The organism is Paenibacillus sp. 11B (genome assembly GCF_030487755.1).
Classification (GTDB): Bacteria; Bacillota; Bacilli; order Paenibacillales; family Paenibacillaceae; genus Paenibacillus; species Paenibacillus vandeheii.
The window spans coordinates 426,799-448,006 of the sequence record NZ_JAUKNS010000001.1 but is presented as its reverse complement, the minus strand read 5'-3'; the positions used below and the strand labels follow the sequence as shown (position 1 = coordinate 448,006).

The following is a 21,208-nucleotide window of genomic DNA, read 5'->3' as shown; positions in this document are numbered from 1 at the left end:
GCATGCGACAGTCATTCAGTTGATCATGAATTTTAAATTCGTGGCCACTCCTCTACGGGAGTGGCTTTTTTTGTTGTTTTATACCAGCTTAAAGCACGCAAGAGGAGGGCGAACAGGACGGCAATCTTCCATGAACATGTAGGAGCACAATCATTTGAACTGCATGTCATTTCGCTAGGTAAGGGAGACATGTACTCTTTTCTAGATACGGCTAAGAAAGTATGGCGATGGATCGATTATATCCACATTCGGGAAAAAAAGCTGACCCTAGAGCAGCAGATGTATTGGGCGCAAAGTCTAAAAACACAAGGTGTTCCATCTAAACGAATCGTTATGAACGGCTTAGATCAGCTGGCTCAACATGCGTGGTTGGGTGGTGTGCATTGGGGTCAAGCAGCTATTGAAGGCTATGATCTGGCTGAGTTAAATCGACTGAACCGGCTTCGTGTAGGCGTGTCAGTTCATTCTCTGAAAGAAGCAAAAGTTGCAGAAGAACGTGGAGCCGATTATCTCTTTTACGGGCATGTATACGAATCCGATAGTAAACCGAATTGCGAACCTAGAGGTCTTATTGCGTTGGCTGAAGTATGCTCCAATGTTTCGATTCCAGTGATTGCGATTGGCGGGATTAGACCGGAGAATATCAGGGCTATTCGTACTGCGGGTGCCAAAGGTGCTGCGGTAATCTCAACCATTTGGATGAACAGCAAGCCGGAGCTGGCTGCCGCTTCATTGCGGCAGGCAATCAGGGATTCAGAGAACGCCGAACCAAGGAGATGAGAACATGAGAGAGGAAGCAAGAAGCCAGAGCAGGAATCGTTCGGGTTATCATCCAGGAACAGTATTCAGGAGTAAAGGTGGAACAGAGATTCGAGGCAAGCTTCATGCGGAAACGATTATTGTTGGTGGAGGAGTTATTGGTAGTGCCATTGCATGTGAACTCGCCACCCGCGGTCACGACGTTCTTCTGGTTGAGCGTGCAAGAATAGGCGGGGGAACTTCCTGTGCAGCTGCCGGGATGCTTGCTGCGGACAGTGAGGAATTCACTCATGCTGTGATGGCGAAGCTTGCGCGGCAGAGCAGAGCATTACTTCACGAGCAGAAGGAGCGAATCCATTCACTTAGCGGAGTGGAAATGGGTTTGCAACAGCATGGATTTATTACTCCTTTTCGTTCATACAGTGAGGTCAGCAGCTACAAGAATAAACGATCGTCTTCCTTTTCTACAGAACATATTTGGTGGGATCGAGTGGCTGTCCAACAAGAAGCATCATGGTTAAACAGGGATACGTATGGCGCATATTACAGACCTTCCGAGAGCGAGGTTCTTCCTGTCAATCTAACGCAGGCTTATGTCAGATCGGCTCAGGCACTGGGTGCCAGGGTGATGGAAGGTGTACAGAATGTCTGTTTGCATACGGACATGAATGGAGTGCAAGGTATTGAGACTTCAATTGGAACAATGACTTCGAGAAATGTCATTATCGCTACAGGGTTACAAGGCGAAGAATTGATGAGACAAGTGGGCCTTGATACACCTGTTTTGCCTGTGAAGGGTGAAATTGCAGCCGTGCAGTTCTCACCCCACCATGTCGGTTACAGACCTGACAAAACGGTGTATGCAGAGGATATATATATTGTTCCCAAAGCGAATGGAGAAGTGTGGATTGGTGCAACAAGTCTTCCTGGAAGAACCGACATAAAGGTCTCCGTTCAAGGGATTCAGAAGCTGCTTTCAGCCGCGACAAATTGGCTGCCTGGTATGAAGGAAGCGCATTTTATCCGAGCGTGGGCGGGAGTACGTCCTTCGACTCCGGATGGGTTGCCTTATGTGGGTGCTTGTGAAAGTGTTCCGGGTTTATTCGCTGCTTTTGGACACTATCGTAATGGCATACTGCTTAGTGCGATCACGGGCAGCTTAATGGCTGACTTAATTGATGGTAAAACCTCGGAAGAGCTGGGTATTCAGGACCTAAGTCCGGAACGGTTACACCGAAAGGAGATATTGCAGTGAATATCATTGTCAACGGACAAAGCATGCATATTGAGGATCGTTTAAATCGTGTGGACAAATTACTCCATTCGTTTAATCTGCAAGTGAAAACCGTGGTAGTTGAATTGAATCGGCAAATTTTAACACGTGAATATCATGAAACGACAACGTTAAGAGACGGAGATCGAATTGAAATTGTACATTTTGTGGGAGGCGGTTGAACCATGTTGAGGATTGGAAAGTATACGTTTGAGTCCAGGTTACTGCTGGGTACAGGCAAATTTTCGGATTTGGAAGTGCAGAGCCAAGCGGTTGAAGCCTCGGGAACGGAAGTATTAACGTTTGCAGTTCGGCGTTTGAATCTGGAAGATCGCAACAAACAGCATTTTCTGGATACACTGGATTTGAAAAAGTATACCCTGCTTCCTAATACAGCGGGTGCTTCAACGGCAGAGGAGGCGGTGCGAATCGCTGAATTAGCTCGGGCTTCAGGACTTTGTGATATGATAAAAGTGGAAGTCATCGGCGATGGAATCACATTGCTTCCTGACCCGATTGAAACCTATAAAGCTTGCGAGATCTTGCTTGAAAAGGGCTTTACGGTACTGCCTTATATCTCGGATGATGTTATTCTGGCCAAACGATTGCAACTACTCGGCGTACATGCCGTTATGCCTGGGGCTTCGCCCATAGGGGCGGGGAGAGGAATTATTAATCCCTATAATCTGGAGATTATTATTGAACAAGCCGTCGTTCCTGTCATTGTGGATGCAGGACTTCGTGCACCAAAAGACGCTGCTCATGCGATGGAGCTGGGAGCTGACGGTGTATTGTTGAATACGGCTGTCTCCGGATCTGGGGACCCGGTAAAGATGGCAAAAGCAATGCTAATGGGGGTTGAAGCAGGCAGACTGGCTTATGAGGCAGGCATGATTCCCGTCAAGCGCTATGCAGCGGCGAGTAGTCCGGCGGAAGGAATGGTTCATACATGACTAATCAGACACAATCCTCTGAGCAGGGAGACCGCTATTCCAGACAGGAACGGTACACACCTATCGGTAAGGAAGGTCAGCATCGATTGAGTAACAGCAGAGTATTGATTGTTGGAGCTGGTGCGCTTGGCACGGGGATTGCAGAAACACTGGTGCGTTCGGGAATTGGCCATATTACCATTGCAGATCGTGATTATGTGGAGTGGAGCAACCTGCAGCGACAACAGTTATATACAGAGCAAGACGCCACTGAGCGAATGCCTAAAGCGATGGCAGCGAAGAAGCGCCTATCGGAGATTAACTCTACTGTTGAAGTTGTAGGTAGAGTGATGGACGTTAGAGTGGATGAACTGGAAGAATTGGTTCAGAATGCAGACTTAATCATGGATGCAACAGATAATTTTGATACCCGGCTTTTAATAAATGACATGTCTCAGAAGTATCGCATTCCCTGGATTTATGGCGGATGTGTGGGCAGTTATGGAATCACCTACACATTTCTGCCTGGAGAAACCCCTTGTCTAAACTGTTTGTTGGGTGAGGTTCCGTTAGGTGGGGACACCTGTGATACGTCAGGCATTATCCCTCAGGCAGTGCAGATGGTTACGGCGAATCAGACTGCTGAAGCGATGAAGTTTCTTAGTGGTAATCTAGATGCGCTTAGACGCAAATTGCTATCATTCGATGTGTGGAGAAATGAATATATATCCATTAACGTTGACGGTGCCAGAAAAGAAGATTGTCCTTCCTGCGGAGTAAAGGCAAATTATCCGTACCTCTCAGCCTCAAACCTGGAGAAAACAGATGTATTATGTGGCAGGGATACAGTACAGATTCGTCCTTCCCGGCGAATGAAACTGGATTTGCAGCATACGGCTGATCGCCTCGGCAAGCTGGATGAGGGCAAAGTGGAGGCCAATCCATTTTTGGTTTCTTTCACAACTGGAGCGTACAGGATGGTTATTTTTCAGGATGGGCGCGTCCTTGTTCATGGAACAAAAGACACGGCAGAGGCGCGTACGCTGGTTCATCGGTACTTTGGTTAAAGATAAAAACAAATGAATTCTTCGAGTCCGTTCCTTCCGGGAATGGACTTTTTCATTTTACGGCATGATAAACATACAAGAATGCTGCGATGCACAGTGGTCACAAGTATGTGGAGACCAGCTGTAGTTGAAACTAACCAAGGTAGCAGCGTATAAGACAGGCCGGGTGAAAACATGAAAACATCCATATTACTGGTTGGCAGGGGTGATCTGGTTTCTTTTATTCAAGGCATATTGGGTGCTGAAGGGTACCAAGTCGAGCAAATGGAATGGACCAAACTGCACGATCTTTCTGAACTAACACTAACGAATCTCAATATGATCATATTAATAAATGAAGGCTGTCATGAAGATAACCTGAAGAGTGGACTGGAATCTTTGGTACACATGGGTGTCACCTCTCCATTACTTGTGATTACTCCCAAGATATCGCCTGAATTAATTGTGGAATTACTCGATTACGGGGCTAATGATGTGATGGAAGCACCTATTCATGGTAATGTGATGATGGCCAGAATACGAAATCTTTTACGTGTGTTCTCACATGCTGCACAGGAAGATGAAGAAATCATTGTTGTGCATGATCTCAAGGTCAATCTGCGTTCACGTCGTGTAAGTCGTGCAGGTGAATATCTGGTATTGACTCCGAAAGAATACGAATTGCTGGAGTTTCTGGCCCGTCATGTGAACGAGGCATGTGCCCGGAGCGTTATTTTAAGGGAAGTGTGGGGGTATGATTTTGCAATGGATACCAATGTGGTGGATGTGTATATCAAACATTTGCGGGTGAAGGTGGATAAGGGGAGGAGCGTCAAATTAATTCATACCGTTCGGGGGATCGGCTATATGCTTCATTCTCATTAAAAAGGGTCGTAGCGGCGAACTCCATTTCTGTTTTCCACATTACTCCTGTTTGAACAGAGAACTTTATCGGGTAAATATAAAAGGACCGGATCATCAGATCCGGCCCCACTCGCTCGTTTTTTCTGAAATGTGAACTACAGTACGCGGCGAGCTTTAATATATGTTTTTTTCCAGTTTCCCGAGTTTAAGTCGGAAAGAGTAACACCTGGTGATCCGTACGTGTGCAGAACTTTTCCGTCTCCTGCGTATACGCCTACGTGAGTAATATTGGACCCTGTGGAACGACTGCCGCTGGAGAAGAAGACCAGATCTCCCACTTGCAGATTAGCTTTGGATACAGCTACGCCTTCTTGGGATTGCTTAACGGATGTACGTGGCAAATCAACACCATACTTTTTGAAGATGTATTTCATAAAGGAAGAGCAGTCAAAATTTTTGGTTGTAGAAGTTGACGCCCCAAATTTATATGGAGTTCCTGTAAAGGTTTTACCATAGTTCACGATTTGTTGTCCTGTGGATACAGAAGCGCTTGCTGCTTGTGCAACAGGTGCGTTAGTCATTAATACAGCTCCAAAACCTAGTGTAGCGCACAACCCGACGGTTACGGCCTTTTGGACAAAGATGTTTGTTTTCATGTGAGTACCTCCAAAATTCGTTTTCGTTTAGTTGCTAGAGCGAGTATAACAGCTTTGTAACAGCCTAGAAATTGGATGGAACCTGTTCGTCCTTAGAGCCGCAACGGTTTGGGTTTGTTTATTAAAATACCATTAAAAATGTCAAAAAATTAATCATTGACGAATCTTGAACATTATAAACATAGAAAAGACCCTTGATATATCAAGGGTCTTTGTTGTTTTATGCGATTATTTTTGATCTAAATCACAGGTTACAAAAACGTAATAAGTCTGCGCTAAAGCTTAATCTTTGCTCTGAATAATGAGTAACAACCCACTATCGATCGAGACGGTTCCAGACTTTCCGAGCAGTTTGTTGCTAATCCCCAAAGATTGCCCCATACGTATAGTGGCTTGCTCCAGCGGGTACATGAAACCTTCCAGCGTGATACCTGTAACTTCATTGGTGAGAGGGAGCAGGGAGACGTACTCATATCCACGGTCCTCCACAAAAGCTTCGGAGGTCGTTAGCATCATATAATTGTGTTCATCCTGCAGAGTACAGGAAATATGATGCTGCATAGCGCGGACCATAATATGTACGTTAGCCAGTGTATGATCCATGCGTGTACCCGTTGCGCCCAACAAGAGAATGTCTGTAGGCTCAAAATCCAGTGCTGTTTCGAATGCCATCTCGGTATCCGTCAAATCCTTATGCACAGGATCACAGGTGATTATCCGTTCGCTGTTATCTCGTACACTCTCCCGTTCCTGTTTGGTAATGGAATCAAAATCTCCTACAGAAATATGCGGCTGGATCCCATGTTCTATTAAAAATAAAGCTCCACGGTCGGCCGCAATAATGATGTCATCCTTACCGATTTCTTTCAGAAATTGAGGAGATAGGGTTCCACCCGTAAAAATAACAACTCGTTTCTTAGTCATTCTATTTCATCCTTCCTGATCAATGAAGAAACTAAATCACTTCTAATAATGTGATGAATTGATGTAAATATCATTCACAAAACCAGTATAATCCACAAAATGTGGTTGCACAATTTCAGCCTGCGCGGATACAATGGGTAGAGCAACATGGAGATGACTTGAAAAGTGAGGTTTGGACGGGTTGGACTTGCACATTTTTGAAGTATTCAGCATTATAGGTACCATTGCATTTGCAATGTCCGGTGCTTTCGTGGCAATGGAAGAGGAATATGATATTTTGGGCGTTCTGGTATTGGGACTCGTGACTGCATTTGGAGGCGGAGTTATTCGTAATGTTCTCATTGGTGTTCCTGTAACCATGCTGTGGAGCCAGGGAGCGCTGATTATGCTTGCCTTAGTATCTGTAGCGATCGCGTTTGTATTACCTCTTAAGTGGATTGGTCACTGGAAGCGAACAGAAGCGCTGTTCGATGCGATCGGACTTGCAGCATTTGCGATTCAAGGGGCGTTATATGCGGCAAATATGGGACATCCCATTAGTGCGGTGATTGTTGCCGCAATGATGACTGGTATAGGCGGTGGGATCATTCGTGATTTGTTGGCAGGCAGGAAGCCACTGGTACTGCGGGATGAAATCTATGCCGTTTGGGCAATAATCGCTGGTTTTGCCGTAGGCATGGGCTGGTTCACAACGAACGTTGGACTGTTAATATGTTTCGCTGCTGTTGTGTTTTTCCGGATGTGTTCTGTTCATTATAAATGGAAGCTGCCCCGTCGTTCTCTGGTACAAACGGAGAGTGTGAAACCTAAGACAGCAACAGCGCCACTTAACCGCACCTTGAGTAAGGGGGAATAACATGATTAACGTTTTGTTTGTATGTTTGGGCAATATTTGCCGATCGCCGATGGCTGAGGCCGTCCTCCGCCACAAAGTTAATGAAAGAGGACTGGCTCAACAAATTCGAGTGGACTCGGCAGGTACAGGCGACTGGCATGTCGGTAAACCTCCGCATGAAGGGACTCGGAAATTGCTTGATTCACGTCAAATTTCTTATGCAGATATGGCTGCAAGACAATTTGAGAGTGAAGATTTCGTACAGTTTAATTACATTATATGCATGGATGATTCCAACGCTGCTAACGTAAGAAGTGTTACCGGTGGTGAAGAAGCAGAAATTATCAAGATGATGGATATGCTGCCGGACGAGAAACTTCGTGAAGTTCCAGACCCGTATTATACGGGGAATTTTGAAGAAGTGTACAGGCTGCTTGATGCGGGCTGTGACGTGTTGCTGGATCGGATTGCGAAGGAGCATTCACTGGTATAACCAATGTGATATTTGCTGAACATTGACACATGTAATACAGGAGAAGAAGCTGGACGACCAAGCAGGAGAGCCTGCTTCTTTTTTGAATGTTTATGTAAGCGATATCATTGGATTGTAAAACAAAAGCGGCATTTCAGCCGCCTGTTCTATGATTGTGTTAGTTTTCCTGAAGAAAGTAAAGCAAAGCTTCCGGCAGTTCATTCTGCCAGAATCCCCATTGGTGACGCCCGTCTTTCTCCTGATAGGAGACGAGTGCACCTCGTTTTTCCAGCAAATCACGGGTATCCCGGTTTAATTGAACGAAATTATACGTTCCGGTGTCGGCTTCAAAAGCCGTCTCCTGCAAACCAACAATCATCCAAATGGATAACCAGGACAAGTCTTCAGCTGCAGCGTAGATTTCCTGAGAAGCGGAGTAGTAAGCACCAGACATGCTGATGACACGTGTGAACAGGTTCGGATAGAGTAGAGCAAGGTGAAGTGAGACGCTGCCACCCAGTGAGTCGCCGGCAAGAACACGTTCCTGCGGAGAGCGGCGCACAGGATATTTCTCTTCTACATAGGGAATAATCTCTTCAGCGAAGCATGCGGTATACGCCTTGAACCGATCGCCGAAAGGGGCGTATTCCTGAGTTCTTACAGACACGTCGACCTGAACTCCTACTATAATGAAAGGTTCGGCTCCCTCGTCGAGAATGATTCGGTTGGCCGTGGTGGCGATACGTCCAAAGTTGAAAAATTCTTCACCGTCCTGACAATAAACGACAGGGTAGCTAAGCAACTCGTTATAGCCAGGCGGAAGATAAATTCGAAGTGTGCGCTTCTCTCCGAGATAGCGGCTCTCAATCTCTTCCTTTACAATCGTGCGTTTCAAATAGCGGGAATCCGTCATAAAACGTCACCTTTCTCGGTAAATTTTTGCATTCGACCGCGCAATACGGTAAGATTAACCTTGTGCGAAGATGGGTCAAACACGCAAACATGTATTATGCTGTTATACCAATATTAAGCCCCTGTTATACATACAATCCGGAAGGAAACATAAAAAAATTACGGATATCTTTGACGTATGCAGTGAAACAGGTGTATAATAATATTATAACAGCGGAACTTGATATTCAAATTTTTTGTTGAGGTGAAGAAAAAAATGAGCAAGGTTCCTTATGAAGTATATACGGAGGATGTAGAAGCTCTGTCCGTGCTGTCTCCTGACGGCGAAATCGTTAACAAAGACATGATGCCTAAACTTTCCGACGATCAATTAAAAGAAATTATGTACCGCATGGTATTTACCCGTACTTGGGATGACCGTGCAGTAAACCTGGGCCGTCAAGGTCGTCTTGGTTTCTATGCTCCAGTATCTGGTCAAGAAGCTACAATGGTTGGTAGTGAATTTGCAATTGAAAAAGAAGACTTTGTATGTCCTGGCTATCGTGACATTCCGCAACTCGTGTGGCATGGACTTCCTCTTTATCAAGCGTTCCTGTACTCCCGTGGACACCAACATGGTGGACAAATTCCGGATGGCGTTAATGTATTGATGCCGCAAATCATCATTGGTGCACAAATCCTGCACGCAATGGGTATTGCTATGGGTTACAAGTTGAAGAAACAAAAACAAGTAGTTATTACGTACACAGGTGATGGCGGTTCTTCTGAAGGTGACTTCTATGAAGGTCTCAACTATGCTGGCGTTTACAAACTGCCTGTTATTTTCTTCGTACAAAACAATGGTTATGCCATCACAACTCCTTTTGCTAAACAAACGGCAGCTCTGTCCATCGCTCACAAAGCGGTAGCAGCAGGTATCAAAGGTGTTAAAGTTGACGGTATGGACATCTTTGCAGTTATCAAAGCGGTTCAGGAAGCTGCTGAACGCGGTCGCAACGGCGAAGGCGCAACATTGATCGAGGCTGTAACTTACCGTTTCCGTCCTCACTCCCTTTCTGATGATGCTTCCAAGTATCGTACAAAAGAAGAAGAGGCAGAATGGAACACTAAAGATCCAATCGCACGTTTCGCTAAATATCTGGAGAAAAAAGGTCTTTGGACTGAAGAAGATACAGCACGTGTGAAAGAAGAAGCAAAAGCTAAAGTGAACGAAGAGATCAAAAAAGCGGAAAAAACCGAGAAAATGACGATTTCAGGCTTGATCGACAGCATGTTCGAACAAACGCCTAAGCACTTGGAAGAGCAAAAAGCTGATTTCCAATAAGTTTTTTCCGATAAAGCATAAACATCCGGGACGGGTTCCGGTGTCCCGGTATACATGTATGAATTCAAATGTGAACTGTCAATGTTTAAGGAGGAAATGAAGCAAATGGCACAAATGAACATGAAAGAAGCAATCCGTGATGCGCTTCGCGTTGAGTTGAAACGTGATCCTAACGTTCTGCTTTTCGGTGAAGACGTAGGTAATGTAGGCGGCGTTTTCCGTGTAACGGAAGGTCTGCAAAAAGAGTTTGGCGAAGAGCGTGTATTTGATACTCCACTCGCTGAGTCCGCTATTGGTGGTCTGGCTGTAGGTTTGGGTGTTCAAGGTTTCCGTCCGGTTGCCGAGATCCAATTCGTTGGTTTTATCTTCGAAGCACTTGACCAAATGGTAGTTCAAGCCGCTCGTATGCGTTTCCGCTCCGGCGGTAAATACAATTCTCCAATCGTATTCCGTACACCATTTGGTGGCGGTGTAAAAGCGGCAGAATTGCACACAGATTCCCTGGAAGGTCTGCTTACGCAAACTCCGGGTATCAAAGTGGTAGTTCCTTCTAACCCTTACGATGCAAAAGGTCTGATGATCGCTTCTATTCGCGATAACGACCCTGTATTCTTCATGGAGCACTTGAACTTGTACCATGCATTCCGTGCAGAAGTACCTGAAGAAGATTACACTGTTGAGCTGGGCAAAGCGAACGTTGTTCGTGAAGGCTCTGATGTAACTATTATTACTTACGGTATGATGGTTCACACTTCTGTGAAAGCAGCAGATGAGCTCGAAAAACAAGGAATCAAAGTTGAAGTTATCGACCTTCGTACGGTTAGCCCGATCGATATCGATACCATCGTTGCTTCCATTAAGAAAACAAACCGTGCAATTGTTGTGCAGGAAGCTCAAAAGAGCGCAGGTGTTGCAGCTGAAGTCATTGCCCAAATCAATGAAAAAGCAATCCTGCACTTGGAAGCACCGGTTCTGCGTGTAGCTGGTCCGGACACTGTATATCCATTTGCACAAATCGAAGATACATGGCTGCCTAACCCGGCTCGTATCGTTGCCGCGGTTAATAAAGTCGTAAATTTCTAATTTAATCATCTGACATGCCGCAAGGCGCAGTATGGTGATCCACACCGCAGCGCAAGCTGCACTGTAAACAGCCATTAGCCCCTTGAGTAACAGTTTATTGCACTAGCAGTAACGGTTGTTTCTTGGAGTTAAGGGTTGTTTTCAGGATTGAGACATAATCAAGGAGGTTTTTCAGTTGGCTAAATTTGAATACAAATTCCCTGAACTGGGCGAAGGCCTTCACGAAGGCGAAATCATCAAGATGCACATCAAAGTCGGTGACAAAGTAACTGACGACGACATCATCATGGAAGTACAGAATGACAAAGCGGTCGTTGAAGTACCTTGTCCAGTTAACGGCACAGTAACAGAAGTATTCGCAAAAGATGGTCAAGTTTGCCACGTAGGCGAAGTTGTTGCAATCATTGACGCTGAAGGCGAGCTTCCTGAGCAAGACGATGCTCCTGCTGGCGATCAAGGCGAGCAAGAAAAAGATGCAGCTCAAGGCGGAGCTGACACAAGCGGTTCTTCTGCAGCAGCTTCTAGCTCGGATGCAGCTAAAGAAGGCGGCAACAACAGCGTTCCGGCAGTACCTGCTAAAGACGTTCTGGCAACACCAAGCGTGCGCAAATTTGCCCGCGAACAAGGCGTAGACATCGCTCAGGTTAACGGTACTGGCAACAACGGTAAAGTTACCAAAGAAGATGTTGAATCCTTCAAAAATGGTGGCGGTTCTTCCGCAGCGGCATCTTCCGCAGCTCCGGCTCAAGAAGAGAAAAAATCCGCAGCACCAGCAGCAGCTGCAGCTGATCAACGCCTTGAAGAAGAGCGCGTACCATTCAAAGGTATCCGTAAAGCGATCTCTAACGCAATGGTTAAATCGGCGTACACAGCACCTCACGTTACAATCATGGACGAAGTGGACGTAACTGAACTGGTTGCTTTCCGTACTCGCATGAAACCAATTGCTGAGAAAAAAGGAACAAAAGTTACTTACTTGCCATTTATCGTTAAAGCATTGGTTGCGGCTTCCCGCCAATTCCCTGCTCTGAACGCAATGATCGATGAAGAAGCTAACGAAATTGTTTACAAAAAATATTACAACATCGGTATCGCTACAGATACAGAAAACGGCTTGATCGTTCCTGTTATCAAAGACGCTGATCGTAAATCCATCTGGATGATCGCTGATTCCATTCGTGATCTGGCAGCTCGTGGCCGCGATGGCAAACTGAGCGCGAACGAAATGAGAGGAAGCACAATCTCTATCAGTAACATTGGTTCTGCTGGCGGTATGTTCTTCACTCCGATCATCAACTTCCCTGAAGTTGCAATTCTCGGAACTGGACGCATCAGCGAAAAAGCCGTTATCAAAAATGGCGAAGTTGTTGCAGCACCTGTAATGGCTCTTTCCCTGAGCTTCGACCACCGTATTATCGATGGCGCAACAGCACAAAACTTTATGAATTACATTAAACAGCTGCTCGCTAACCCTGAGCTGCTTGTTATGGAGGTGTAAGATATGGTAGTAGGCGACGCTTCTCTCAATATCGACACATTAGTAATTGGTGCGGGTCCTGGTGGCTATGTAGCTGCCATCCGTGCCGCTCAACTGGGCCAAAGCGTATTGATTGTAGACAAATCGGAACTGGGCGGCGTTTGTTTGAACCGCGGATGTATTCCATCCAAAGCTCTGATCTCGGCTGCACATCAATATGAGTCTGCACTTCACGGTGAAGCATTTGGTATTTCTGCTGAGAACGTAAAAGTGGACTTCAGCAAAACTCAAGAATTCAAAAACGGCGTTGTTAAGAAAATGACTGGCGGCGTAGCTGGTTTGCTCAAAGGCAACAAAGTTGAAGTTTTCAACGGTGAGTGCATGTTCATCAACGAAAACGAAGCTCGTGTATTTAACGATCACGAGTCACCACGTTACAAATTTAAAAATGCAATTATTGCAACAGGTTCCCGTCCAATCGAACTGAAACCTTTCCCGTTTGGCGGACGCATTCTGTCTTCAACAGAAGCTTTGAACTTGCCTGAAGTTCCAAAAAGCATGATCGTTATCGGTGGCGGTTATATCGGTGCTGAGCTTGGTCAAATGTATTCCAAATTCGGTGCAAAAGTAACAATCATCGAAGGTTTGGATACAGTACTGCCAGGTTTTGATAAAGACATGACTAGCCTCGTAGCTAAAAACATGAAGAAAACAGGCATCGAAATCGTGACGGGTGCAAAAGCTGAAAGTGCTGAGCAAACGGATAAAGATGTAACTGTTAAATATTCCGTAAATGGTGAATCCAAAGAAGTAACTGCAGATTACCTGCTCGTTACTGTTGGACGTCGTCCAAATACGGACGGAGAGCTTGGTCTGGACCTGATTGGCGTAGACGTTGACGAGCGTGGATTCGTTAAAGTTGATCACCAAGGCCGTACCAGCATTCCTCACATCTTCGCAATCGGAGATATCGTATCCGGTCTGGCACTTGCCCACAAAGCTTCTTATGAAGGTAAAGTGGCTGCTGAAGCGATCGCAGGACAACCATCTGTAGTTGACTACAAATGTATGCCGGCAGTTGTCTTCACAGATCCTGAGTGCTCCAGCGTAGGTTACACTGAGAAAGAAGCTAAAGAAAAAGGCTACAAAGTAAAAGCTGGCAAATTCCCTTATGCGGGTAATGGCCGTGCTGTATCTTTGAACCACGCTGAAGGCTTCGTGAAAATCGTAGCTGACGAAGAAAGCGGCCTCGTATTGGGTTGCCAAATCGTAGGTCTGGAAGCTTCCAACCTGATTGCTGAGCTTGGCCTTGCAATCGAAATGGGTGCTACTCTGGAAGATTTGGCGCTGACTATTCACGCTCACCCTACTTTGGGCGAAATCGTGATGGAAGCTGCGGAACTGGTTATGGGTCACCCGATCCACATCATTTCCCGCTAATATCGTCTAAGCTTCGGATTCGTCCGGCATTATACGTAAATCAAGAAGGGATGGATAACGTGTTACAGCGTTGTCTATCCCTTTTTTTGTATAAATACCTCAAGTGAGTCTGTTAAGACTCAAAATTACGGGTTTTACGTATATCTTTTTATCGATGAAGCATCATGCAATCTGAATCTCAATGTGGTACACTGTAACAACGAATATGACAGCATTGACCTTAACTCTGTGCTGTTTCAATAAGGCAAATTGGAGCAAACACAACCACTGTGAATGTTCTCGTTTGTTTTTATTGCTGTGAAATAAGAAGTGCGAGGGGATTATAATTTGAAGAACTATCTTGATTTATTACAGGATATCCTGGATAACGGCGTGCATAAGGGAGACCGCACCGGAACGGGAACCCAATCCGTTTTTGGCAGACAGCTCCGATATGACCTATCCGAAGGGTTCCCGCTTGTAACAACCAAGCGAATCCATCTGAAATCAGTCATTCATGAGTTGTTATGGTTTTTGAGCGGGGATACGAATATATCCTATCTGAAGGAAAATGGTGTGAAGATCTGGGATGATTGGGCTGACGAAAATGGTGATTTGGGTCCGGTATACGGATCTCAATGGCGTACTTGGGAAGCACCCAATGGAGAGAAGATTGATCAGATTGCAGCTGTTATTGATTCAATTAAAAACAATCCGGATTCACGACGTCACCTCGTTAGCGCCTGGAATGTGGCGGAGATTAACAACATGAAACTGCCCCCTTGCCATTTCGCGTTTCAGTTTTACGTGGCTGAGGGTAAACTATCATGTATGCTCACAATGCGTTCCGTGGATACGTTCCTGGGGCTGCCATTTAACATTGCCAGCTATGCATTGCTGACACATATGATTGCCCAGCAGTGTGATCTTGAAGTGGGAGAGTTCATCTGGTCCGGTGGGGATGTACACATCTACTCAAACCATGTGGAACAAGTGAAAACCCAGTTGGAGCGTGAACCATACGCATTGCCTAAACTGGTCATCAAGCGTAAGCCGGATTCCATTTTTGATTATACGTTTGAAGATTTTGAGTTTGAGAACTATCAGCACCATCCGGGTATTAAAGCCCCGATTGCAGTATAAGTACATGCTCAAATAGTCTGGTTTTCAGTGCCGAGAAGATGGAATGAAGCTAGAAATGAAGTAGCGGAGCGTAGGGAAAACTACGTTAGCAACGGACATTTCGGCTGAATTTCCATATTCGATGCTGATGATGCCGCTAGGCATCATTCGTAATCAAAAGTGGACTTTTTGAACAACCTATAAACAGACTGAAGGAGTGTGTAATCTTTGAGCATAGAACTGGTATGGGCGATGGGCGAGAACAACGTCATTGGATTGAATAATTCCATTCCATGGCGTTTGCCTAAAGATATGGCCTTTTTCAAGCAGCGTACGCTGAACAAAACGATTATTATGGGACGTAATACATGGGAGTCCTTTGGGGCCAAGCCACTTCCACAACGTCGAAATATTGTCGTAACCAGAGATCTGAACTACAAAGCGGATCAGGCTGAAGTGGTGCATACGATCGAAGAGGGGCTGGAAGTGACAAAAGGCGATGAGCTTTGCGTTATTGGCGGTTCCCAGGTCTATCGTGAGTTTTTGCCGCTCGCAGATCGGCTGGTGGTGACCAAAATCCATGAGGATTTTGAAGGGGATACCTTTTTCCCGGAAGTGGATTGGTCGGAATGGGAGCTAAAGGAACAGATTGAAGGCGAGCAAGACGAAAAAAATGTTTATGCGTATACGTTTGAGTTCTATGAACGAAAACGGTAACAGGGACATAAGATGAAGTAGAAGAGCCCAAACATATGCTGTAAACGAAATATAAGGGCGCTGATTTACGAAATATTCGTGAACAGCGTCTTTCTTTTTGAAAATAAAATGAAATATATGTGGAGTAACATATAAATAACACAAATATGACGTTAAAATAACGAACAATATAAATATAATACATAACAATAATCACGAAGTGGTAAAAAAGTATAAAAGTTATAGGGTTTCACCGTTGTAAAGCCCTAAAATGGAATGATATTCGGAATTGATCCCGCAAAGCTGCAAAATTTGTTGTATTAAATGGCAAATTACCTCACATTTAAATGACATTTTGTCGGTTTCTCCATTAATTAAAGACTTAATTTTGTGTATCCATACCTGATAAATAACCAATTTAAGGGTATTGACCATGGGTAGACTTGGGCGATATGATGTATAAAATACAAATAATTATGCGGATAATCCATTTAATATTCAGCAAGCAAAGTGCTACTATAATTGAAATATCTTCGAGAAGCTTTTGTGATACAATATACAAAAAAACTCAAACATGAGTAATCCATTTCATATAGAACCATGCAGATGAAGGGATTAAGACAAGAACGGATGGGGGAAAACGTAAGATGTCTACACCTACTGGATTTATGGAATACAAACGGCAGCTGCCTGCGGACCGCCAACCAGCGGAGCGGGTCAAGGATTGGGAAGAGTTTCATAAACATATGGCTGAAGAAGAGCTCAGAACACAAGGTGCGCGATGCATGGATTGTGGCACCCCGTATTGCCATACTGGTATAGATATGACTGGCGGAACGTCGGGCTGTCCTGTGCACAACCTGATTCCAGAGTGGAATAATCTGGTGTATCGCGGTTTGTGGAGAGAAGCGCTTGATCGTCTGCATAAAACGAATAATTTCCCTGAGTTTACAGGTCGTGTCTGTCCTGCTCCTTGTGAAGGATCATGTACAGTAGGTCTTATCGGTGAACCTGTAACCATCAAAACAATTGAAGAAGCAATAATTGAAAAGGGTTTTGAAGAAGGCTGGGTTGTTCCCCAACCTCCAGAGAAACGTACGGGTAAACGTGTAGCAGTTGTAGGTTCAGGTCCTGCGGGACTGGCTACGGCAGCTCAGTTGAATAAAGCAGGTCATTCAGTAACGGTATACGAGCGCTCTGATCGTGTAGGCGGATTGCTGATGTACGGTATTCCTACGATGAAATTGGATAAAAACGTCGTTCAGCGTCGTGTTGATTTGCTGGAAGCAGAAGGCATTCAATTTGTAACCAACACAGAGATCGGCAAAGATATTGCTGCACAGCAGCTGGTAGATGATTATGATGCAGTTGTCCTGTGCGGCGGTGCAACCAAACCACGTGAGTTCAACATTGAAGGCAGTGATCTGAAAGGTGTGCACTACGCCATGGATTTCCTGAATGGCAGCATCAAAAGTTACCTGGACTCCAATCTGGAGGATGGTAATTACCTGTCAGCACAGGACAAGGATGTTATCGTAATCGGTGGCGGGGATACAGGTTCCGACTGTGTAGCTACATCGCTTCGCCACGGTTGTCGGAGCATTACCCAATTTGGTACACATACTCAAGCTCCTATGGAACGTGATCGCATTAACAATCCTTGGCCGCAATTCCCGAACGTATATACTCTTGATTATGCACAGGAAGAAGCGAAAGCACTGTTCGGTGACGATCCGCGTGAGTTCTCCATTATGACGACCAAATTTGTGGGTGATGACGAAGGTAATCTCAAAGAACTTCATACCGTTCAAATCGAGCGTATTGTAGATGAGACAGGGCGTAAGATCTATCAGCCGATTCCGGGTACAGAGCGCGTGTTCCCAGCTCAAATGGCAATGATTGCTATTGGCTTTGACGGACCGGAACAGACTCTTGTGGAGCAACTTGGACTTGCAACAGACCGTCGTACCAACGTTAAGGCACGTTACGGCAAATACAATACCAATGTGGATAAAGTATTTGCAGCAGGTGACATGCGTCGTGGTCAAAGTCTGGTTGTATGGGCAATTAATGAAGGACGTGAAGCTGCCCGTGAAGTGGACAAATACTTGATGGGTGCTACAGTTCTCGTATAACGAGTCGATAAGACACAGATCAGTATGGATTTGCAATATATGAATAAATTATAAAATTGATAAAGTGGAAGTCCTCGCAGTTTGCGGGGGCTTTTTTGTTATTTTATGATATTCAGATAAAGAACATTGACATTTATTTAGGCAAGTGTGCGGTATAGCATTGCTTTTTAGCTCCTAAAGATTTATTATTAGATTATAATGATTATAAATAAGAAACGCCATGACATTTAAAAACGACACGAATTGTGAAATGATAATATCTGGAGGTGCAACCTTATGACAAGTAACCGGGGCAAATCCATTTCAGAACAGATTGATGACATTAAGAAACAGTTGGTCGCAAAAGGTTATAAGCTGACACAGCAACGAGAAGTTACGGTACGTGTATTGCTTGAACATGAAAAGGATCATTTTAGCGCAGAGGAAGTATTTCTGCTAGTCAAGGAACAATTCCCCGAGATTGGCTTGGCTACGGTATATCGTACGCTTGAACTGCTTAGTGACCTTCAGGTCGTAGAAAAGATTAACTTTGGGGATGGTGCTGCGCGCTTCGATCTGAGAAGTACGGATGGCTCACATCACCATCATCATTTGATTTGCACGGAGTGCGGCACTGTGGAAGAGATTATGGAGGATGGCTTGCTTCGTCTGGAACAACAGATCGAGCGTCAGTACGGCTTTGCCGTTACAGACCACCGGCTTGATTTTCAGGGCGTATGCAAGGAGTGCAGAGCGAAGCAAGCTTTGAATGAACAGGCAGCTGGGTAAATGCAGCGGGGAGGATGCTCCCGCAACCAAAATCTGATATAATAAGTTTTAGAAGCAAGGGGCTTCCGTGGGCGGAAGGCCCCTTTTTGCCGTCATGCGGACGGTGAAGGAGGAGAGATGGACGGATGAAGACACTGGTTATAGCGGAAAAGCCCGACATGGGCCGAACCATTGCCGCCGTCATAGAACCAAGAGCCAAGAACAATCGCAATTATTTGGAAGGTGAGCATTACATTATCACCTGGGCGATTGGTCATCTATTGGGACTTGCTGAACCGGATGCCTATGATTCAAAGTACAAGCGCTGGAATATCGGCGATTTGCCGATCATTCCGGATCAGTTCAAGATTGTGCCCAACCCCAGAACGAAAGATCAACTGAAAATGATCGGAGAACTTGCAAAAAGGGCATCGGCCATCGTTAATGCTTGTGATGCAGGACGAGAAGGACAGTACATTTTTGCCTTAATTCAACAACAGTTGAAACTGCGTCAGCCTGTAAAGCGTCTGTGGATATCGGATCTGACCGCAGAGAGTATTAAACGTGGTTTTGATGGTTTGAAAGATGCCTCGGAATTTGAGAATTTGACTCATGCTGCCCGGGCTCGTAGTGAAGCGGATTGGCTGATTGGTATGAATGCATCCCGGGCTTTTACGACTCGACACAATGCCTTACTTTCTGTAGGCCGGGTGCAGACTCCCGTGCTGGCTTTGATCTATGATCGGGAAATTGAGATTGAAGCGTTCCAGTCCCAGACCTTTTATGAAGTGGCCGCATGGTTTCGTCAAGAAGGAGTGGAGTACAGGGGATTACGTCAAGGGGACAAGCTGACCGACCCCGCCGTTGCTGAGTCGATTGCTGCCAGTGTGAAGGGGAAGACGGGACAGATTACCAAGTACGAAGCAAAACAGACCAAGGAGTATCCATTCCGATTATATGATCTGACCCTTTTACAGCGTGAAGCTAATGCCAAGTATGGTTATGGGGCGAAGAAAACGCTGGATATTGCGCAGGCGCTTTATGAGAAACATAAGGTGATCTCTTATCCACGGACCAATTCGAACTATGTTACGGAACAGAATATTGAAGGTATGCACAAAACGCTGAATTTGCTTAAAAATGGATCTTACAGTGAATTGGCGCTAGGAGCAAAACCTGAACTCGTTCATAAAAATAACAAGGGTGTATGTAACCCGTCCAGAGTTGAAGATCACCATGCGATATTACCTACTTTGAAACGACCAGGTACGTTATCCAAGGATGAACAAAATATCTATGACCTGATCGTAAGGCGTTTCTTATCCCATTTTTATCCACCAGCAGAGTACAAGCAGCATACCGTGCTCACGGAAGTGGAGAAGCACCAATTCAAGACATCTGTGAAAGAACTGCTCTCGCTGGGTTGGAAAGTGGTATTGGGATCTGCGGATCAGGAGCAGACAGGCAAGAAAAAGACGAAGAAAAACAGCAACGAAGAAGAGGAAGCAGAAGAATGGACGGACAAGGCATTTGCCGTTCAACCTGAATTGCCTGTTCAGTGTTCCAAAAGTGAATTCAAGGAGAAGGCGACACAGCCTCCTAAAAGTTATACCGAGGGTACATTACTGAAAGCGATGGAAAGTGCAGGTAAGCAGATCGAGAATGAAGAGCTGCGTGATGCAATGAAGGACAGTGGACTGGGTACACCAGCGACTCGTGCCGCAACGATTGAAAGACTTAAAAACGTGGGTTACATTACGATGCAGGGTAAAAAGATGCAACTGACGCTGAAGGGCCGGACAGCCATTGAATTGATCCGTAAGGCAGGTGTAGATTTGTTGACTTCGCCTGAGATGACGGGCCAGTGGGAAAGAAGATTGTATCAAATTTCCAAAGGTGAAGCCGGCCAGGACAAGTTTATGGAGAACGTCAAGAAATTTACCATGTCCATCATTGATAAAGTACGTGTGCAGGCACCGGCACCAGCTGATGCTTTTGGGGAAGATACGCGTGGGGGGCGGGGTAAAGGCAAGGGAGCCGGAGCCCAGAGAACCAGCGCCAGAACATCCGCCAAAACATCAGGTACCGGCGCGGGCACAAGTGTAGGTGCGAAGACTACACGTCAAACGTCGAGAGCGTCATCCAAGACTGGCAGTACCGCGAACTCGACAGCACAAACACGATCTTCGACTTCTAGCCAACCGGGTGTCCGTGAAATGCTGGCCTCCTGTCCATCACCGGGTTGCACGGGTCAGATTATTGAGGGCAAGAAAGGTTATGGATGTACACGTTTCAAGGAAGGCTGCGGGTTTGTCATTTGGAAAGAGTACGTCGGCAAGAAAATCACAAGTACGATGTTGAAAGCGTTGATTGAAAAGGGGAGTACTCAAGTACTTGCTTTTAAACGAAAAGACGGAAGTACGGTGAAGGCGCGTATTATTTTGCAAGATAAGGTAACAGGCAAACTATCCGCGGAGAAGCAAGATGCATAAGTTTTTGGATGTAATGTCTGAAAGAAGAACGAGAAGCCTA

The 21,208-nt window shown here is 45.4% G+C and carries 20 protein-coding genes; 17 read left to right on the top strand and 3 right to left on the bottom strand.

Features of this window, described 5'->3' with window-relative positions; translation table 11 throughout:
- Positions 1–189: 189 nt before the first annotated feature.
- From Q0V21_RS01975 to Q0V21_RS01950, 6 genes are all read left to right on the top strand, one after another.
- Positions 190–780, top strand: a complete 591-nt coding sequence (locus Q0V21_RS01975; RefSeq protein WP_301877330.1) for a thiamine phosphate synthase — start codon at positions 190–192, stop codon at positions 778–780.
- 4 nt (positions 781–784) lie between these two features.
- On the top strand, positions 785–2,014 hold the full coding sequence (gene thiO, locus Q0V21_RS01970) for a glycine oxidase ThiO (RefSeq protein ID WP_301877329.1): 1,230 nt from the start codon (positions 785–787) through the stop codon (positions 2,012–2,014).
- Entirely contained in the window at positions 2,011–2,214 is a 204-nt protein-coding gene (thiS, locus tag Q0V21_RS01965; protein WP_079349231.1) for a sulfur carrier protein ThiS, read from the top strand. The genes thiO and thiS overlap by 4 nt, the downstream gene beginning before the upstream one ends.
- 3 nt (positions 2,215–2,217) lie before the next feature.
- Positions 2,218–2,985 carry a thiazole synthase gene (locus Q0V21_RS01960; RefSeq protein ID WP_301877328.1) on the top strand — a complete coding sequence of 256 codons (768 nt, stop codon included), beginning with the start codon at positions 2,218–2,220 and terminating at the stop codon, positions 2,983–2,985.
- The gene (locus Q0V21_RS01955; protein ID WP_301877327.1) at positions 2,982–4,031 is read left to right on the top strand and encodes a MoeB/ThiF family adenylyltransferase; all 1,050 of its coding nucleotides are present in this window, start codon (positions 2,982–2,984) and stop codon (positions 4,029–4,031) included. The genes Q0V21_RS01960 and Q0V21_RS01955 overlap by 4 nt, the downstream gene beginning before the upstream one ends.
- A gap of 174 nt (positions 4,032–4,205) precedes the next feature.
- Complete coding sequence (locus Q0V21_RS01950; RefSeq protein ID WP_301877326.1) at positions 4,206–4,895, top strand: response regulator transcription factor; 690 nt, start codon at positions 4,206–4,208, stop codon at positions 4,893–4,895.
- 134 nt (positions 4,896–5,029) lie between these two features.
- Here Q0V21_RS01950 and Q0V21_RS01945 read toward each other — a convergent pair whose 3' ends face one another.
- On the bottom strand, positions 5,030–5,530 hold the full coding sequence (locus Q0V21_RS01945; RefSeq protein ID WP_053780904.1) for a C40 family peptidase: 501 nt from the start codon (positions 5,528–5,530) through the stop codon (positions 5,030–5,032).
- 282 nt (positions 5,531–5,812) lie between these two features.
- Complete coding sequence (locus tag Q0V21_RS01940) at positions 5,813–6,454, bottom strand: thiamine diphosphokinase (RefSeq protein WP_301877325.1); 642 nt, start codon at positions 6,452–6,454, stop codon at positions 5,813–5,815.
- 187 nt (positions 6,455–6,641) lie between these two features.
- Between Q0V21_RS01940 and Q0V21_RS01935 the strand changes: the two genes are divergently transcribed.
- Positions 6,642–7,310 (top strand): trimeric intracellular cation channel family protein, encoded by a 669-nt coding sequence (locus Q0V21_RS01935; RefSeq protein WP_024630362.1) that lies wholly within the window; start codon positions 6,642–6,644, stop codon positions 7,308–7,310.
- A gap of 1 nt (position 7,311) precedes the next feature.
- A complete protein-coding gene (locus tag Q0V21_RS01930; RefSeq protein WP_301877324.1) occupies positions 7,312–7,782 on the top strand; it encodes a low molecular weight protein-tyrosine-phosphatase in 471 nt (156 codons plus the stop codon).
- A gap of 157 nt (positions 7,783–7,939) precedes the next feature.
- On the opposite strand, the gene Q0V21_RS01925 is transcribed toward Q0V21_RS01930, so the two are convergent.
- A complete protein-coding gene (locus tag Q0V21_RS01925; RefSeq protein ID WP_301877323.1) occupies positions 7,940–8,674 on the bottom strand; it encodes an alpha/beta hydrolase in 735 nt (244 codons plus the stop codon).
- Between the two features lie 255 nt (positions 8,675–8,929).
- Between Q0V21_RS01925 and pdhA the strand changes: the two genes are divergently transcribed.
- From pdhA to Q0V21_RS01880, 9 genes are all read left to right on the top strand, one after another.
- A complete protein-coding gene (gene pdhA / locus Q0V21_RS01920; RefSeq protein WP_024630359.1) occupies positions 8,930–9,997 on the top strand; it encodes a pyruvate dehydrogenase (acetyl-transferring) E1 component subunit alpha in 1,068 nt (355 codons plus the stop codon).
- Positions 9,998–10,102: 105 nt separating this feature from the next.
- Positions 10,103–11,080, top strand: coding sequence for an alpha-ketoacid dehydrogenase subunit beta (locus Q0V21_RS01915; RefSeq protein ID WP_024630358.1), 978 nt, complete (start codon positions 10,103–10,105; stop codon positions 11,078–11,080).
- Between the two features lie 175 nt (positions 11,081–11,255).
- Positions 11,256–12,578 carry a dihydrolipoamide acetyltransferase family protein gene (locus Q0V21_RS01910; protein ID WP_301877319.1) on the top strand — a complete coding sequence of 441 codons (1,323 nt, stop codon included), beginning with the start codon at positions 11,256–11,258 and terminating at the stop codon, positions 12,576–12,578.
- Between the two features lie 3 nt (positions 12,579–12,581).
- On the top strand, positions 12,582–13,997 hold the full coding sequence (gene lpdA / locus Q0V21_RS01905) for a dihydrolipoyl dehydrogenase (protein WP_024630356.1): 1,416 nt from the start codon (positions 12,582–12,584) through the stop codon (positions 13,995–13,997).
- A gap of 327 nt (positions 13,998–14,324) precedes the next feature.
- Positions 14,325–15,119, top strand: a complete 795-nt coding sequence (thyA, locus tag Q0V21_RS01900; protein ID WP_024630355.1) for a thymidylate synthase — start codon at positions 14,325–14,327, stop codon at positions 15,117–15,119.
- 207 nt (positions 15,120–15,326) lie between these two features.
- Positions 15,327–15,815, top strand: a complete 489-nt coding sequence (locus Q0V21_RS01895; RefSeq protein ID WP_301877317.1) for a dihydrofolate reductase — start codon at positions 15,327–15,329, stop codon at positions 15,813–15,815.
- 626 nt (positions 15,816–16,441) lie between these two features.
- A complete protein-coding gene (locus tag Q0V21_RS01890) occupies positions 16,442–17,929 on the top strand; it encodes a glutamate synthase subunit beta (protein ID WP_024633996.1) in 1,488 nt (495 codons plus the stop codon).
- Positions 17,930–18,229: 300 nt separating this feature from the next.
- Positions 18,230–18,697, top strand: a complete 468-nt coding sequence (gene fur, locus Q0V21_RS01885; RefSeq protein WP_024633997.1) for a ferric iron uptake transcriptional regulator — start codon at positions 18,230–18,232, stop codon at positions 18,695–18,697.
- A 125-nt stretch (positions 18,698–18,822) separates the two neighbouring features.
- Positions 18,823–21,168 carry a type IA DNA topoisomerase gene (locus Q0V21_RS01880; RefSeq protein WP_301877316.1) on the top strand — a complete coding sequence of 782 codons (2,346 nt, stop codon included), beginning with the start codon at positions 18,823–18,825 and terminating at the stop codon, positions 21,166–21,168.
- The last annotated feature ends 40 nt before the right edge of the window (positions 21,169–21,208 follow it).

Coding starts and splice junctions, on each gene's coding strand:
- Q0V21_RS01880 (WP_301877316.1), top strand. CDS start 18,823: ATGAAGACACTGGTTATAGCGGAAAAGCCCGACATGGGCCGAACCATT.
- Q0V21_RS01940 (WP_301877325.1), bottom strand. CDS start 6,454: ATGACTAAGAAACGAGTTGTTATTTTTACGGGTGGAACCCTATCTCCT.
- lpdA (WP_024630356.1), top strand. CDS start 12,582: ATGGTAGTAGGCGACGCTTCTCTCAATATCGACACATTAGTAATTGGT.
- Q0V21_RS01950 (WP_301877326.1), top strand. CDS start 4,206: ATGAAAACATCCATATTACTGGTTGGCAGGGGTGATCTGGTTTCTTTT.
- Q0V21_RS01915 (WP_024630358.1), top strand. CDS start 10,103: ATGGCACAAATGAACATGAAAGAAGCAATCCGTGATGCGCTTCGCGTT.
- thiO (WP_301877329.1), top strand. CDS start 785: ATGAGAGAGGAAGCAAGAAGCCAGAGCAGGAATCGTTCGGGTTATCAT.
- Q0V21_RS01890 (WP_024633996.1), top strand. CDS start 16,442: ATGTCTACACCTACTGGATTTATGGAATACAAACGGCAGCTGCCTGCG.
- Q0V21_RS01930 (WP_301877324.1), top strand. CDS start 7,312: ATGATTAACGTTTTGTTTGTATGTTTGGGCAATATTTGCCGATCGCCG.
- Q0V21_RS01960 (WP_301877328.1), top strand. CDS start 2,218: ATGTTGAGGATTGGAAAGTATACGTTTGAGTCCAGGTTACTGCTGGGT.
- pdhA (WP_024630359.1), top strand. CDS start 8,930: ATGAGCAAGGTTCCTTATGAAGTATATACGGAGGATGTAGAAGCTCTG.
- Q0V21_RS01955 (WP_301877327.1), top strand. CDS start 2,982: ATGACTAATCAGACACAATCCTCTGAGCAGGGAGACCGCTATTCCAGA.
- Q0V21_RS01975 (WP_301877330.1), top strand. CDS start 190: ATGTACTCTTTTCTAGATACGGCTAAGAAAGTATGGCGATGGATCGAT.
- Q0V21_RS01925 (WP_301877323.1), bottom strand. CDS start 8,674: ATGACGGATTCCCGCTATTTGAAACGCACGATTGTAAAGGAAGAGATT.
- Q0V21_RS01945 (WP_053780904.1), bottom strand. CDS start 5,530: ATGAAAACAAACATCTTTGTCCAAAAGGCCGTAACCGTCGGGTTGTGC.